Annotated in this window: 7 protein-coding genes; 4 read left to right on the top strand and 3 right to left on the bottom strand. The window is 65.5% G+C overall.

Annotated features, from left to right (window positions below; all coding sequences use genetic code 11):
* Positions 1 to 142: 142 nt before the first annotated feature.
* Positions 143 to 2071, bottom strand: a complete 1929-nt coding sequence (locus OSH12_RS09820) for an autotransporter outer membrane beta-barrel domain-containing protein (protein ID WP_266343375.1) — start codon at positions 2069 to 2071, stop codon at positions 143 to 145.
* Between the two features lie 456 nt (positions 2072 to 2527).
* Between OSH12_RS09820 and OSH12_RS09815 the strand changes: the two genes are divergently transcribed.
* Together OSH12_RS09815 and OSH12_RS09810 are read left to right on the top strand one after the other, a co-directional pair.
* Positions 2528 to 3187, top strand: coding sequence for a FadR/GntR family transcriptional regulator (locus OSH12_RS09815; protein ID WP_266343881.1), 660 nt, complete (start codon positions 2528 to 2530; stop codon positions 3185 to 3187).
* Positions 3188 to 3228: 41 nt separating this feature from the next.
* A complete protein-coding gene (locus OSH12_RS09810; RefSeq protein ID WP_266343374.1) occupies positions 3229 to 4026 on the top strand; it encodes an inositol monophosphatase family protein in 798 nt (265 codons plus the stop codon).
* 16 nt (positions 4027 to 4042) lie between these two features.
* On the opposite strand, the gene hdhA is transcribed toward OSH12_RS09810, so the two are convergent.
* On the bottom strand, positions 4043 to 4810 hold the full coding sequence (gene hdhA, locus OSH12_RS09805; RefSeq protein WP_266343373.1) for a 7-alpha-hydroxysteroid dehydrogenase: 768 nt from the start codon (positions 4808 to 4810) through the stop codon (positions 4043 to 4045).
* A gap of 184 nt (positions 4811 to 4994) precedes the next feature.
* On the opposite strand from hdhA, the gene OSH12_RS09800 reads away from it, so the two are divergent.
* Entirely contained in the window at positions 4995 to 5300 is a 306-nt protein-coding gene (locus tag OSH12_RS09800) for a putative quinol monooxygenase (RefSeq protein ID WP_266343372.1), read from the top strand.
* A 680-nt stretch (positions 5301 to 5980) separates the two neighbouring features.
* Positions 5981 to 13360, top strand: a complete 7380-nt coding sequence (locus tag OSH12_RS09795; RefSeq protein WP_266343371.1) for an autotransporter outer membrane beta-barrel domain-containing protein — start codon at positions 5981 to 5983, stop codon at positions 13358 to 13360.
* A gap of 166 nt (positions 13361 to 13526) precedes the next feature.
* On the opposite strand, the gene OSH12_RS09790 is transcribed toward OSH12_RS09795, so the two are convergent.
* On the bottom strand, positions 13527 to 15046 hold a 1520-nt coding region (locus OSH12_RS09790), incomplete at its 5' end, for an autotransporter family protein (RefSeq protein WP_266343370.1).

Genomic DNA, 15046 nt, shown 5'->3' with positions numbered 1-15046 from the left:
CCGATGGCACTTGAGGATGTCGCGCTCATGGACAGCCGCGACAGAGCTTCCCGCAATCAGCGCTAGAGCCCCCGGACACCAGGTCCGGGGGCTCTTCTTTTTTCGGCAGATCGAGGGCGGCCAACCAACGAGTGGCGGATGCCTAGAGCTTCACGTCGAAGTTGATCTTGAACGCATGGGCCTGGACATCGCTGGCGATTTGGCCGGAATAGGACGCGCCGAGCGTGGCGCTTTCCGTCAACGAGACGCCGAAGCCGGCTTCGAGCGCCAGCGCATCCTTGGCGATCGGCACGCCCGAGATGTCGAACGAGGCGCCGGTGCCGAAGGCGAAGCTGGAGACCGGCGTCACGTCTTGGTAGGCGTGCTGCCAGCCGAGCATGCCGTGCAGCGCGGTCTTGGTCTTGCCGAGGTCGAACGTCGTCGAAGCGCGGGCGCCGAAGGTCGAGAAGGTGTTTTCCGTCGTCGAGCTATCGGTCGAGAGCGCCGCGATCGTGCCGCCGGTCTCGGAGAAGCCGTCCGTGTCCAGATGGACATAGGCGAGGTTGACGAAGGGCTCGATCGCGCTCTTGCCCATGTCGAGGCGATAGGCCAGTTCGCCGAAGATCTGCGCCGTCGCGGCGCTGTAATCTGCCGAGAGTGACTCGCTGAAGGCCGGGAACACGACGCCGCGGCGGGTGTCGATTTCGTGCCAGCCATACATCGCGCCGGAGCGGAAGCCGAGCGCGCCCCACTGGGTGCCGGCATAGACGCCGATGTCGTAATTGTCGCTCGAGCCGGTCGAGGCGCGGTCGTCAACATCGTAGCTCGAATGGCTGTAGCCACCGAGCATACCGACGCGCCAACCGCCGATCGGAGCATCGATACCGGCGACGAAACCGGCCGAGTTGCGGTCGAAATCGGCGGCGTAGCCAGAGCCCTTGGCGTCGGCGGTCATGGCCAGGGCTTCACCCCAGATGACGATACCGTCCGTGTTCGCGGGGGCGGCGTGCAGGCCTTTCTCATCGAAGGTGGCGGTCATTGACGACGGCGTGGCGATCGCGTCGAAGGCCGAGCGGAGACGACGGTTGGCCGCGTCGCGGACATAGCGGCTGTCCTCGACAAGGCCGCCCTTGATGTCAGCGTGGATCTCGCCGGAGAGCACGTTTCCATACGGACGCAGGTACTTGTAGAAGGCGACGCCTTCCTCGCCATTGCCGGGGAAGCTTTCTTCGCGGTCGAGCACGTTCAGCGACCAGCCATCCTTGGTCCACTTGAAGGACAGGCCCTCGATCTCTTGCTCGGCGTCGAGCTTGATATTGCCGAGGATCTCGACTTCGCCGGTCTTGAGATTGGCGCGGCTCAGCGTCTTGTCGGCGTCGTCGCTGGAGAAATACATCCAACCGTCGAGGATCTTGCCGCCCTGCGCCTGGTCGACGACCTGCGACAGCGGCAGGTATTCCTTGAAGCTGAAATCCGACAGGTTGTAGACGGCGATCTGCGTGGCGTTGTCATAGGCCATGCCATAGGCGAGGCCGGCCTTCGCGTCGACGGCCACCCAGCTGGCGATGTCGACGGTTCCACCCGGCGGATTCAGCACATAGGCCTGACCGGTATATTCTAGCGTCTTCGCGTCATAGATGGCAAAGACCGGGTTGTTGTATTTGAGGTTGGTGATCGGATCCCGGTTGCTGGAATCGAGCGAGATATAGAGCAGCCCATTGGCGTAATCGATGTCGCCGATGTGGTTCAGGCCGGCATCCGAGAACTCGGACGGGATCTTCAGCGAGGCGGCAATCGCGTCGGAATTGATCGAGACGGTGTTGAAGTTGCTGTCGGCGATCTCGAGCGAATGCGTGCCCGAGAAATACCAGTAGGTACCATCCGAGGTGACGCCCTGGCCGCGGGCTGGGTCGGCATCAAGGAAGAAGTTGCGCTCGACCATGATCCAGGGCTCGACCGCGAAGGCCGGCAGCGAGGTGGCGGCAAGCGCCGAGGAGCAGAGCAGGGCGGCGGCCGCCGTGCTCTTCAGCGCGGCGAGGCGTCGCGCGCGCGGGGCCGGACGGCGACCGACTTCACCGGCTGTATCGATCATCAAGGATGGCATTTCGTGGCATTCCTGTTGGTGCATTGCGTCGTTTTCTCAGCCCGCGCGACATCGTTCCCCGACGGCGGCAGCCCTCGACGGTGGCAAGATTCAAAATCGGATGGTGGCGATCTTGCTGAATGCGTAGCAATCAGCAAAACAAGACATGAGACACGTCTATTTAAATAGATGTATCGACCGGCTTTATATTCCAGTCCGGATCATATAGATCGGTATGTAGTGGCTTATATTTAGTATTATTTATGCGTCTTCGTATCGAATACTCTGGATGCGTGGTCGATGGTGTGTTTAGTAAGGGCGGGGCATGACAGCTTTGTGAATGGTGTGAATGATATGAAGAATGGCGAAGCCCTCGCGAGGGCATCCCGGACGAGGCCGCCCATCGAGGGCTCGTCGCGTTCCGGCCTGCATGTGAGGCTGCTTAACGAGATCGGCTTGAGCATCGTGCGGGGTGAGCTCGTTCCCGGCGATCAATTGCCGAACGGAGATGACTGGAGCGCCGCCTTTGGCGCCAGTCGCACGGGCCTGCGTGAGGTCGTGAAGGTGCTGGCCGGCAAGGGCATGGTCGAGATGCGGCCGCGCACCGGCACGCGGGTGCGGCCGCGAAAGGATTGGAACTTCCTCGATCCCGACGTGCTGCTCTGGCGCTTCAGTGCGCGGACGACGGCCGAGGAAGCGCGCTCGCTGTTCGAACTGCGCCGGGCAATCGAGCCGATGGCGGGCGCTTTGGCGGCCGAGCGTGCCACAACCGAGCAGATTGCCGAATTGCGCGCGCTGCTCGACGAGATGGAAGAAGCCGGCAGCGACGGCGAGCGCTTCGCTGTGCCGGACCTCGCCTTCCATCAGGCGATCCTGCACATGACGGGCAATGAACTGATCGGCTCGCTCTCCGCCCTGATCGAGACGGCGCTGGTGATCAGCTTCCGCCTGACCGACGACAACCCGGCCGGGCAGGTCCATTCGCTTGGGCTGCACCGGACGATCGTCGAAAGGATCGAGCAACGCGATTCCGCCGGCGCGACCAAGGCGCTGATCGCGCTGCTGGATGGCGCGGAGGAGGACGTTCGTGCCTCGCTCGCCGCGCGCCTCGGCCGGTTGAAATGACACGGCCGTCGCCCCATGCTTTCCACCGCCCAAGGTCTCCCATGAACAGCAGTGAAATCGCCCGCCGACATGAGTTTGCCCAGGAAATAGCGCGTGAGGCGGGCGCCATTGCGCGGCGCTATTTTAACTCGGGCGATAGCATCCGAGCGATGGAGAAGGGCGCACATGACCTGCTCACACAGGCCGACCTCGACATTGATCGCTTCCTGATCGATCGGCTGCGACAGGCTTTTCCGGATGACGGCATTCTGACGGAAGAGTCCGGTGGCAGCGCGGCCTCAAACCTTTGGGTGATCGATCCGATCGACGGCACGACCAACTTCTCGCGCCGGATCCCGCATTTCGCCGTCTCGATCGCTTTCCATACGGAAGGGCAGACAGAGAGCGGCGTCGTCTACAATCCGATCCGCGACGAGATGTTTGTCGCCCGGCGCGGCTTTGGCGCGTCCTGCAATGGGCAGGCGATCCGAGTGCGGCAAACCCGGGACGCGACCGACGCCGTCGTTGATGCCGGCTATTCGTCGAAGCGTCCGCTCGCCGATTACGTCGCGCTGATTGCTCGGCTGCTGGAGAGCGAATTCGCCTTCGTTCAGAACGGTTCGGCAGCGCTCGGGCTCGCCCAGGTGGGCTGCGGCCGGATCGACGGCTATTGCGAGCTGTTCCTGAATAGCTGGGACGTGCTCGCCGGCTTGCTTCTGGTGGAAGAAGCCGGTGGTTGGGTGAGCGACTTCACCGCGCGCGACGGACTAATGCACGGCAATGCGGTTCTGGCCGGCACGCAGTCCATCCGGCAGCAGCTTGAGCGTATCCTGCCCTTATCCGCAGAAGGCCATCGCTAGGACGCGGTGCGCCGGTTCAGTCCAGTTCCTGCACGCCGCCGCCCGACACGGTTAGAATCTGGCCGCTGATCCAGGCAGCCGCAGGCGAGCAGAGGAACAGCGCGGCATTGGCAATGTCTTGAGGCTCGCCCAGCCGGCCGAGCGGCGTATGCTTCAGCATCGCCTTCTCGACCTCGGGCGTCAGAACCGACATTAGCGCGTCCGTCTTGGTAGCGCCGGGCGCGATGGCATTGACGCGAATACCCATCGGTCCGAGGTCGAAGGCGATGTTGCGGGTCAGGTGGTTGACCGCCGCCTTGGACGATCCATAGGAAGCCATGCGGACATTCTTGTTCTCGCCCGCCATCGACGAGATGTTCAATACCGCACCGCCGCCGGCGCTCTGCATGTGCGGCGCGGCAAGCTGTGTCAGCCGAAACAGTGAGAAGACGTTCAGGTCGAAGGCCCATTCAAAGTCGCGCATCGGCATGTCGAACGGCTTGGGGCCACCGCCACCGGCATTGTTGACCAGAACGGTTATCTTGCCAAACGCGTTGAGCGCGGCGTCGATCACCGCTTCGCGGTGTTTTTCGTCGGTGACATTGCATTCCAGCCCGATCGCCTTGCCGCCCGAGGCAACGATGCTGCGGGCAACGTCGTCGGCAGCCGCCTTTTTCAGGTCGGTGACGACGACAGAGGCGCCAGCCTTGCCAAAAGTCTCCGCAATGCCGCGGCCGATGCCGGCGGCGGCTCCAGTTACGATGGCAACGTCACCGTCGAGCCGAAAGGGATTGTCTGTGGCCATGGAAAACTCCGCTTGAACGTCGCGACAGCGAGACCAGAAGGGTATTTTGCGGCCCCTGTTTCGATAGCAGCCTTTTACCCTCTGACGAGTATCGCGATCCAGGTGGTCGCAGGCTAGCACCTTGTCCCACGAGGCGAATTGCTGTCTGTCTGGCCCGCATCCCAGAGGCAATGGAGAACGGTTCGTGCTCAAAGTCATCGCGCAGGATTTCATTCGCCCGGAGGCTGCCGAGATCGTGCTGCCGCTCTATCGCGAACTGGTCGAAAAGACCCGGCAGGAGCCGCTCTGCATCGCCTATGACCTTTTCATCGACCAGAAGGATCCGGGACACTTCGTCTTCATCGAGGCATGGCCCGACCGTGCCGCCCTCGACGTGCATTGTGCGTCGGAGCATTTCAAACGGCTTGTACCGCTGATAAACGCGCATCAACGCCAGGACGGCACTTTCATCCTGATGAACGCATTTCCCGATGGGCCGGGGAGCCTGTGAATTCGAAACCACAGGCACGCGGGGAGTTGAGTTTGACGCTCGCGACTTATGCGGGTCCGGTGCTGGTGTGGGATATCGCTATGCAGGATGGACTGCGAGCGCTCAACTTTCATGCCCGTGTGACTACAGAACTGCTCGGCCGCTACAGGCGCAGGAACTGCCGGGCGGGAATGGGTGCGAGGTATTGAGCCGGCCTTCGGCGCAGTCTCGCATACCGATTGATGCCGAAATGCAACATCGGACAGCCCTCGTGATTCATGCGCCGGTCCGAATTGACCTGGGAACGACGAGCCTGCAGGTGTTTTCCTGCATCGAGCGCCCTCACCAAAAGACATGCAGATATTGGCCGTCACGCCGTCACGGAGCGCCTGTGTCTTCGCTATTTCGTTCGCAAATTAGCAAAATTCGATTACGTGTTTTACAGCTTGTATCGTTAGCTAACTACGATACGAAAGCATATAAGTGGCACTTTGAATCCGTTCTTTGATAGATATATAGTTACAAATATTTTCAGTATTTAATTATCGTAAAACTATTAATGCATGATGCGACGTCAGCTGGCGTGACCCCGAGGTTGCGATGCCGATCTTTCGGTTTTATCAAAATGACGTCTTGAGCGGATATGTAATGGAAGCGTAGCTGCCGGACTTGTTCATGAAGCCGTCCGGTGGGGTGCTGACATGCGTTGGATCTGCTCGAAGTCGGTAGCCATCCTCGGCCTCGGTGCGACCACGGCTTTCAGCCTATCGGCGATGCTGCCGGCCCCGGCCTTCGCCGATCCCTGCGCCTATGACAGCGGCAACTCGACTGTCACCTGCACGGGCAATCCGAGCCTTCCCGTCACCTATAGCGACATCGGCGACACGATCTTCACCTCGCTGTCGGGCGCGCTCAGTCCTGCCGCTGGTACGTCAATCGCGACGATCTCGAATTCCGGATCGACGTCCGGCACGATCCACTATTCGAGCCCGTCCTATGGCTTCGCGACCGTGAACGCGTCAGGCCTGACGCTTTCCGTCACCGGCGCGAATGGCGGCACGCCGGGCGGCGCCGGTGGGCAGGCTGCGGATGCCGGCATCACCATCGTCGCGCCGAGCGTATCGATCAGCGGCGCCGGCGTCACGGCGATCAGCGCTTCGAGCGTCGGCGGCATTGGCGGGGCCGGCGACGTCCAGCCGATCGCCCCGGACCATGATGACATCACCGCCGGCGCCAGCGGGGCCGGCGGCAACAGCGGCACGGCAAGCGTTACCGCCAATATCGGCGCGCTGTCGATCAGCGGCGGCGCCACCGGCATTTCGGCCTTGAGCCAGGGTGGTGCCGGCGGCAGCGTCGGCAGCAATGTTTCGACCATCGGCATCAACAATGTCGTCGGTAGCCTCGGCGGCGCCGGTGGAGCCGCGGGTGCGGCCAATGCCGCGCTGGCCCTGGCGAATGTCACGGTCGCGAACGGCTCCGGCGTGGGCGCCGTCGCCAGTTCGGAGGGGGGCGCCGGAGGCGAGGGCGGTATCGCCGTCTCGGGCGCCGGTCTTTCGGTGCAGAAGGCGACCGGTGGCGCAGGTGGCGCGGGCGGCGCCGGTGGCGACGTCACAGTCACCGGCGGCATGGCCGTGACCGGCACGACCACGCCCGGCTTTGTCGGCCTCCTCGCGCAATCGCTCGGCGGTGCGGGCGGCGCAGGCGGCGCGGTGACCGGAAACGACGATTCCTCCGGCGGCGCCGGCGGCGCGGGCGGGGCCGGCGGCAGCGTTGCGGTCGGATCGACCACGTCGGCATTCCAGTTTTCCGCCGATCTTACGGGCGACCAGTCGCGTGCCCTGTTCGCCCGCAGCCTTGGCGGCGCCGGCGGCGATGGCGGCATCACGCAGAACCAGTTCGGCCAGAAGGGCCAGGGCGGTGCCGCGGCCGGCGGCGGCGATGCCGGCAATGTCAGCGTCTATCTTGCCGGCCATGCCGCGACGAGCGGCGCGTCGTCCGATGCGATCGTGCTGCAGTCGATCGGCGGCTTTGCCGGTTCGGGCCTGGCCTCCGGCTATGGCGCCGGCGAGCAGAGTTTTGGCGATGGCGGCATCGTCACCCTGGTCGCCACGCTTTCGGGCAGCCCGAACGGCGTCGGCATCGCCACGGCCGGTCATCTGTCGGACGCCATCGTCGCGCAATCGATCGGCGGTGGCGGCGGCAAGGCGCTGCAGGATCTCGGCCTGACCGGGCTCGGCGGCAGCAACCTCGCCGGCGGCGATGGCGGCACCGTCACGGTCTCGGTCTCCGGCCAGTCGATTCTGACCACGGGCAGCGCGTCGCGCGGCATCTATGCGGACAGCATCGGCGGCGGCGGCGGCAGCGGCGGCGCCAACACCGGTATCGCGACGATCGGCGCGGCGGGCGGCCAGGGCGGTAAGGGCGGCAATGTCTCCGTCACGTCTGCGGCCGCCATCGATACGCTTGGCGACGGTTCCGACGCGCTGTTCGCGGCGAGCCTAGGCGGTGGCGGCGGATCCGCCATGTCGGCGACCGGCAGCTTCTCGGTCGGTGGGCAGGCTGGCGGCGCCGGTGGCGATGGCGGCACGGTTTCCGTCGCCTTCTCCAACAGCATCTCGACCTCCGGCAACGATGCCGATGCGGTGACGGCGCAATCCGTCGGCGGTGGCGGTGGCGATGGCGCCAATGCAGTCGCAACGGGAGTCGTCTATGTGCAGGCGATCGGCGGCGCGGGCGGCGGCGGCGGCAATGCCGGCGCGGTGTCGGTCAGCCAGGTCAACACCGCGACCGGCGCGATCACGACCTCGGGCGACCGTTCGCGTGGCGTCGTGGCGCAATCGGCCGGCGGCGGCGGCGGCACCGGCGGTAGCGCGGTCGCGGCCAGCGGCCTTGTCGCCGGCTACAGCCATGCCGTGGGCGGCAGCGGCGGCGATGGCGGATCGGGCGATACGGTGACGGTCAATCTGGTCGTGCCGATCACGACGCTCGGCCATCTCGCGGATGGCGTCTTCGCGCAATCGGCCGGTGGCGGCGGCGGTTCGGCGACCAGCGTCATCAATGCCGACCTGATGGGCGGCATCGAGATCCAGAACAATGTCGGCGGTTCCGGCGGCGAAGGTGGCTCGGCATCGGCCGTGACCGTCACGACGGTCGGCGCGATCTCGACGGCGGGCGACCATGCCGCCGGCATTGTCGCCGAGGCAGTGGGCGGCGGCGGTGGCCATTCGGGCATCGTCATCGACAATGCGACGCTCGATGCGGCGACGATCGGCGTCAGCATCGGCGGCAAGGGCGGCAAGGGCGGTAGCGTCACCGGCACGGTCAGCGTGACCGCCGGCGGCGCGATCTCGACGACGGGCGATTCCGCGGCTGGCATCCTGGCCCATTCGGTCGGTGGCGGCGGCGGCCATGGCGGCACCGTGATCACGACGGCCGAAGCCCAGCTCGGCACGATCAGCGTCGATCTCGGCGGTTCCGGCGGCAGCGGCGGCAATGCCGGCGATGTCGAGGTGACGGCCAATGGCCCGATCTCGACCAAGGGCGCGTCGTCCTCGGCCATTTCGGCTGTCAGCACCGGTGGCGGTGGCGGCTCGGGCGCCGTCGTGCTGAATGCGACGGCCCTGACGGTCGGCAATGTCGAGGTCGGCATTGGCGGCTCGGGCGGGACAGGCGGCGACGCCGGCAAGGTGACGGTCGTCTCGACCGGCGCGATCCAGACGTCCGGCCATCATTCGGACGGCATCTATGCGTCGTCGCTGGGCGGGTTCGGCGGCGATGCCGGCATCACGCTCGCCAGCGACGCGACCGCCAATGTCGCCTCGGCCGGAAACATCGTCATCGAGCTCGGCGGCCATGGCGGCGCCGGCGGCACGGCCGGCGATGTCAGCGTCACATCGAGCGGCGATATCACGACATCCGGTGCGCTCTCGGCCGGCATCTATGCGCAGTCGCTGGGCGGCGGCGGCGGCCGGGCGCGCGGCACGATGATCGCCAATGTCGCCGATATCGGCAATGTCTCCGTCGCGGTCGGCGGCGCGGGCGGACAGGGCGGGCAGGCCGGTGATGTCATCGTCGCCACCACCGCCAGCAACACCACGATCGCCACCGATGGCGCGTTCTCGCATGGCATCATGGCGCAGAGCCTTGGCGGCGCGGGCGGATCCGGCGGCTTCGCGGCGGAGATTTCCGTCAATATCGCGACGCCACAGACAGGCGGCGTCTCGGGCCAGGTCAGCGTGGCGGTCGGCGGCGGCGGCGCGCCGGGCGGACGCTCCGGCACGGTCACGGTCGACAATGCCTCGTCGATCGTCACGGGCGATTTCGGCAGCGTCGGCATCTTCGCGCAGGCGATCGGCGGCAATGGCGGCGATGGCGGCAGCGTCTATGCCGGCAATCTGAGCATCAACACGCAGGCCTCGATCAATGTCGACGTCGATGTCGGCGGCGATGGCGGGTTCGGCGCCCAGAGCGATGCGGTCGCGGTGACGAATACCGGTGCGATCACGACCAAGAGCTTCTGGTCGCCCGGCATCTTTGCCCAGTCGATCGGCGGCGATGGCGGCAATGGCGGCTCGACCTATGTCGTGCTGACCCAGATCGGCCAGGGCACCGCCGAGAACGTCCAGGTCAGCGTCGGCGGTGGCGGGGGCGGGGGCGGGGATTCCGGCACGGTCACGGTGATCAACAAGGCCTCGATCCTGACCGAGGCCGGCGGGTCCGACGGCATCTTCGCCCAGTCCGTCGGCGGCGGCGGCGGGCGCGGCGGCAGCGCCGGCTATATCGGCGTCGACCTGACGCCGCCGGTGAAATTGCCCGAGAGTTCCGTGACGCTCAGCGTGAGCGTCAATGTCGGCAAGGGCGGTAGCGGCGGCAGCGGCGGCGATGCCGATACGGTCTCGGTGACCAACACCGGCGACATCACCACGACCGGCATCCGTTCGCGCGCCATCTTCGCGCAATCGGTCGGCGGCGGCGGCGGCGATGGCGGCACCGCTTCGGCGACCTCGTTCGCGATGAGCGACATCTGCAATCTCGGCGAGCAGGGCCAATATATATGCCCGGCTCCGGAAGAAAATGACGAGGAGAAGACCAAGAGCTTCGCGATCAATGCCACCGTCCAGATCGGCGGCGGCGGTGGCGGCGGCGGCTCGGGCGGCGCCGTCACGGTCAACAATTCCGGCGATATCACCACGTCGGGCCAGCTCGCCCACGGTATCCATGCGCAATCGGTCGGCGGCGGCGGTGGCAATGGTGGCGAAGGATCGCTCGGCATCGACGCCTGGACCACGAACCAGATGGCGACCACGATCACCGACCTGCCCAGCAATTTCCTGCCGAGCTTCTCGTCGATCGACGTCGCGGTCGGCGGCTCGGGCGCCGGCGGCGGCGATGGCGGCGCCGTGTCGGTGACCAACTCCGGCGCGATCGACATCCAGGGGCCGGACCCGTCCTATGTCGCGAAATATACCGGCCTCCAGGGCGGCGTCACGGGCGACGCCATCCTGACCTTCCTCGCCGGCGGCTCCGGCATCTTCGCCCAGTCGGTCGGCGGCGGCGGTGGCGATGGCGGCGCGGGTTCGTCGAGCCTGACGGCGGTCGTCACCCTCGGCGGCGGTGGCGGCGGTGGCGGCAACGGCGGCGATGTGACGGTCGAGAATACCGGCACGATCCGCAACACCTCCGGTTTCAGCGGTACCGGCATCTTCGCCCAGTCGGTCGGCGGCGGTGGCGGCACGGCCGGCGATATCGGCCTCGGCTTCTCGGACAGCTGGCTCGACCTCAACATCGGCGCCGGCATCTCGATCGTCGAAGACCCCGGCGCCGGTGGCGATGGCGGCACCGTCAAGGTGACCTCGAACGGCGCGATCCTGACGACCGGCGTCGCGTCCGACGGAATCGTCGCGCAATCGGTCGGCGGCTCCGGCGGCATCGCCGCGATGAAGTCCAGCAATCCGAAGGACACGATCTATGTCGGCAGCGTCGGCGCGGCGGGCAATGGCGGCGACGTGACCGTCTCGGTCGGCGCGCCGGTCACCGTCACCGGCGCCGGCTCGGTCGGTATCGTGGCGCTCAGCGCTGGCGGCATCGCCACGAACGACCAGAGCGGCACGGTCACGGTCAACGTCAATGCCAACGTCACCGCATCGGGCGAAAACGGGCGCGGCCTGCTCGTCAGCAGCGACAGTTACAAGAACCAGAGCACCGGCGACGTCATCATCAACATCGCCCAGGGCGCCACGGTCGCGACCGGCGCCAATGGCGCCGAGACGATCGGCGTTCTGGCCGGCGGCTCCAGCTCGGCCCTGACCAACAGTGGCACGATCACCAGCGGCAATGCGTCGAGCTATGCCGTTCGCATCGACAGCGCCAATACGTTCGTGATCCAGAATCTGGGAACCATCACCGGCTCGATCCTCGGCACGTCGGTCGTCGAAGGCGGGTCGGAGGGCATCTTCGACTTCTTCAACTATGGCCGCCTGAACTCCGGATCGGAAATCACGCTCGGCGGCAACGTCTCTTCCTTCGTTTCCTACGGCACCATCGCGCCGGGCGGCACGGGTGTGATCGCCAGCACCACCATCTCGGCGCCAATCAACATCTATCTCCAGTCGACCTCGACCTATGAGGCCGATTTCGATCCGAGCCAGGTGGTGAGCGGGTCGGTGGTTGCGAGCGACATGCTGTCGCTTGTCACGGACGTGCTGCCGGGCGCGCTTACCCTCGCGGGCGCAATCAGCCCGAACGTCGTGCTAGCCAATCCCGGCAATGCGCTCCGTTCCGGCTCGGCCTATATCCTCGACAGCGCGACGTCGTTCGATACTTCGATGCTGACCATCGCCAATTCGGCGACGGTGCAATACGCGCTTTCGGTCAGCCCGACCGTCAAGTCGGGCGAGGACACGCTGGTCCTCTCCTTCGACATCGACACGACGCCCTGGTCCGGCACGCGTAGCGGCCCGTTCTCGAGCCTCGATCTCCAACGGGTCAACGCCAACCACAACAGCTTCGGCAATTATCTGGACGCGCTGCTGTTCCAGAACGCGGCGCCGGGCGCGACCGGTTTCCTCAGCACGCTGGCGGGAACGGCGCTGAACGCGCCCGATCTCGCCTCGCTGCTCGACGTCTATGACGGGCTGATTGCCGACGAGGCGCTGGCAGCATCGGACGCGACCTTCATCGCGGCGCTCGCCTTCGCCGACGAATTGCGGGGTTGCGGCCGGCGCGAGAGCGACGGCATGGATGTGACGGGAGAAGACGGTACCTGCGCCTGGGCGCGCGTCTACAATCGCTATCTCGATGTCTCGCAGAACCATGCAGGGCCGTCCTATTCGGAGGATGCCTGGGGCCTGTCGATGGGCATGCAGACGCGCCTTTCGGCCGATACGCTGCTTGGCATTGCCGGCGCGTGGGAGAGCGGCAATCTCGATATCGACGGCGGCGGTGCCGACGTCACCCGCTATCTCGGCGGCGTCAGCCTCAGCAAGGATTTTGGCGCCGTGGTCGTCTCCGGTTCGGTCAGCGGCGGCTGGTACAATTCGGATCTCGTCCGGAGCCTCGCGGTCGGCGGCGACATGCTCAACGCCAGGGGCGACCAGGACGGCTATTGGGCTGCTGCCCATGTCCGACTCGAACGCCGCTTCGATTTCGGACCTGCCTTCATCGAGCCGGCCGCGGATCTCGGCATAACCTGGTTGCATCAGGGGGCCTATGACGAGACGGGTGCCGGCGATTTCGGGCTTGCGCTTTCGTCCTTCGACCAGACGACGGTGAGCTTCAATCCTTTCGTCAACTTTGGCAGCACGCTGAAGCTCGGCGACATGGAAGGACAGTTCACGCTAAGGGCCGGCGCCGTGGCGCTGTTCGGCAACGACCCATCCGTCGATGCGGCCTTCCTGGGGGCAGGGGCCGGCAGCCCGACCTTCGCGATCCAGGACAGCCAGCAGAACCTGTTTGCCGATCTTGGTGCCGGCATCGACTTGTCGCTATCGGACAAGCTGACATTGCGCGGCAACGTCGATTCCCTGCTCTCCGACGACGAGACCGTCTTCAGCGGCCGCCTGCGCCTTGACTATTCGTTCTGAGTGTCCAGCCCGTAATGTCTAGGTGGTCCTGATCCGGGTGACGATGGGAATGGGTGGTAAGAGCAGCGACCCTCTATGCGTTCTCTCCTTAGCTGATGCTTCTGGAAGTGGCTTGAGGGCGCAGGACTTTCTGCAAGGAGCCTTCGCGTAAACGCCTTGGTGCCTCCTACCAGCTTACGTTGAAGCCGATGCGTCCTCCGACAGCATGTCCCTGCTCGCCATCCACCCGCACATCATAGTCACCGGATACGAACAGGCTGACGGCGTCGGAAATCGCCATCGAGGCGTCGAGGTCGAGCTGGACCGATGTGCCGCCCAGACCTGAATAGAAGGACGCCGCGTTGGCGCCGGACGGGTCGGCGAAGGCGACCTCCGTGCCATCTCCGAAGGCGTTCCATAGGCTGGCCCGTGCGGAGCCGGTCAGCTTGGGGCCGCTCTCCAGCCGCCACGCACGGCTGACACGCGCGCCGATTCCACCGAGGACATCGTTGGCCGCGTCGTAGTGGATCGAGCCAAAACTGTCCGCGCCATCATCGAAGGACAGACGCTGATAAACAAGCTGGGCCTGCGGCTCGATCGCCCAGCCGCCGCCAAGGTCGAACCGGTAGCCCGCCTCCAGCGAAGCGTTCACGCCGAAACCGTCCGACTTCAATTCCTCGCCAAGAACCGAGCTCGCGCTTGCCTCCGTGAAGAAGGTGCCTTGAAGCACCGTATCGATGTAGAGGCCGCTCGCCTGCGAATGCGTCCAGTAGGCGCCGAGGGAGTAGGCGTCCATCGACACGCTGCCAGCCGTGCCGCCATAGACCGCATCGACACTGCCGCGCGCCTGACCGCTGCCGACATAGAAGCCGATGGCGTTCTGCACCGCTTCGCCAGGGCTCGAGATCAGAACATCGTAGCCTGCCTGGAAGCCGGCAAGGTCGATATCGTAACTTGGGCCGTTGTCCAGGAAGCGGTCCAACTGGGTCGCCGCATTGCCGCCGCTGGAGCCTTGGCTGCCCGTCTCGCCGAACAGGCGAGCCCAGGCGGCACTTGCGTGCCCGCCTGGCTGGGTGGCTCGTGCGGCCGCGCGTTCGGCGTGCGTGCCGAGGATCGCCATGCTGTACTGCGAAGCGATGGCGGGGAGTGCTGTATCGACGGCGACTTCCGGCCGCAAGTTGGGCAATGCATCGGGTCCGGTGCCGCCCGCCTGCGTCGATCGCAGAAACCAGTCGTCGGCCCCCGACGCGCCGCCGCGATAGAGACCGTACTCATAGGCGCCGCCAGCGACGCGACGACCCAACGAGAAGGCGCCCGTATCGGTCTGACCGCCATGGATGGCATGGATGAGGCCGATGCCATCGCCCGAAGTCGGTGCCACATTGCCAAGGGCGTGTACGATGATGCCGGTCTGACCCGTGGCCGTTCCGCCGTCGATGATGAGCCGGTCGCCTGCGCCTGCGCCCACAAAGGCGGCGTTCATGACGAGCGTGCCGTTGATGCCTCGATAGTTTCCAACGGTGAGACTCTGAAAGACCGGCGACGAGCCAACCGGCTGCGCGAACGCGATTGTGCTGTTGCTGTTTACCAGCTGATCGACCTGCGAGTTGACCGCCACTCCGGCGGCGGGAAGCACCCAGTTGCTCCCGTTCCGGAGCTCAAGATCGATGAAGGCATCGCTGGAGCGGGTTATTGCGCCAATCACCT

The sequence above is a fragment of the Kaistia terrae genome (genome assembly GCF_026344005.1).
Taxonomy (GTDB): Bacteria; Pseudomonadota; Alphaproteobacteria; order Rhizobiales; family Kaistiaceae; genus Kaistia; species Kaistia terrae.
Note: the sequence above shows the minus strand (reverse complement) of the source record. Positions and strands in the feature narration are given on the sequence as shown.

Excerpts from the sequence above, each read along its gene's own strand:
- OSH12_RS09820 (WP_266343375.1), bottom strand. The coding sequence starts at position 2,071 with ATGATCGATACAGCCGGTGAAGTCGGTCGCCGTCCGGCCCCGCGCGCG.
- OSH12_RS09810 (WP_266343374.1), top strand. The coding sequence starts at position 3,229 with ATGAACAGCAGTGAAATCGCCCGCCGACATGAGTTTGCCCAGGAAATA.
- hdhA (WP_266343373.1), bottom strand. The coding sequence starts at position 4,810 with ATGGCCACAGACAATCCCTTTCGGCTCGACGGTGACGTTGCCATCGTA.
- OSH12_RS09795 (WP_266343371.1), top strand. The coding sequence starts at position 5,981 with ATGCGTTGGATCTGCTCGAAGTCGGTAGCCATCCTCGGCCTCGGTGCG.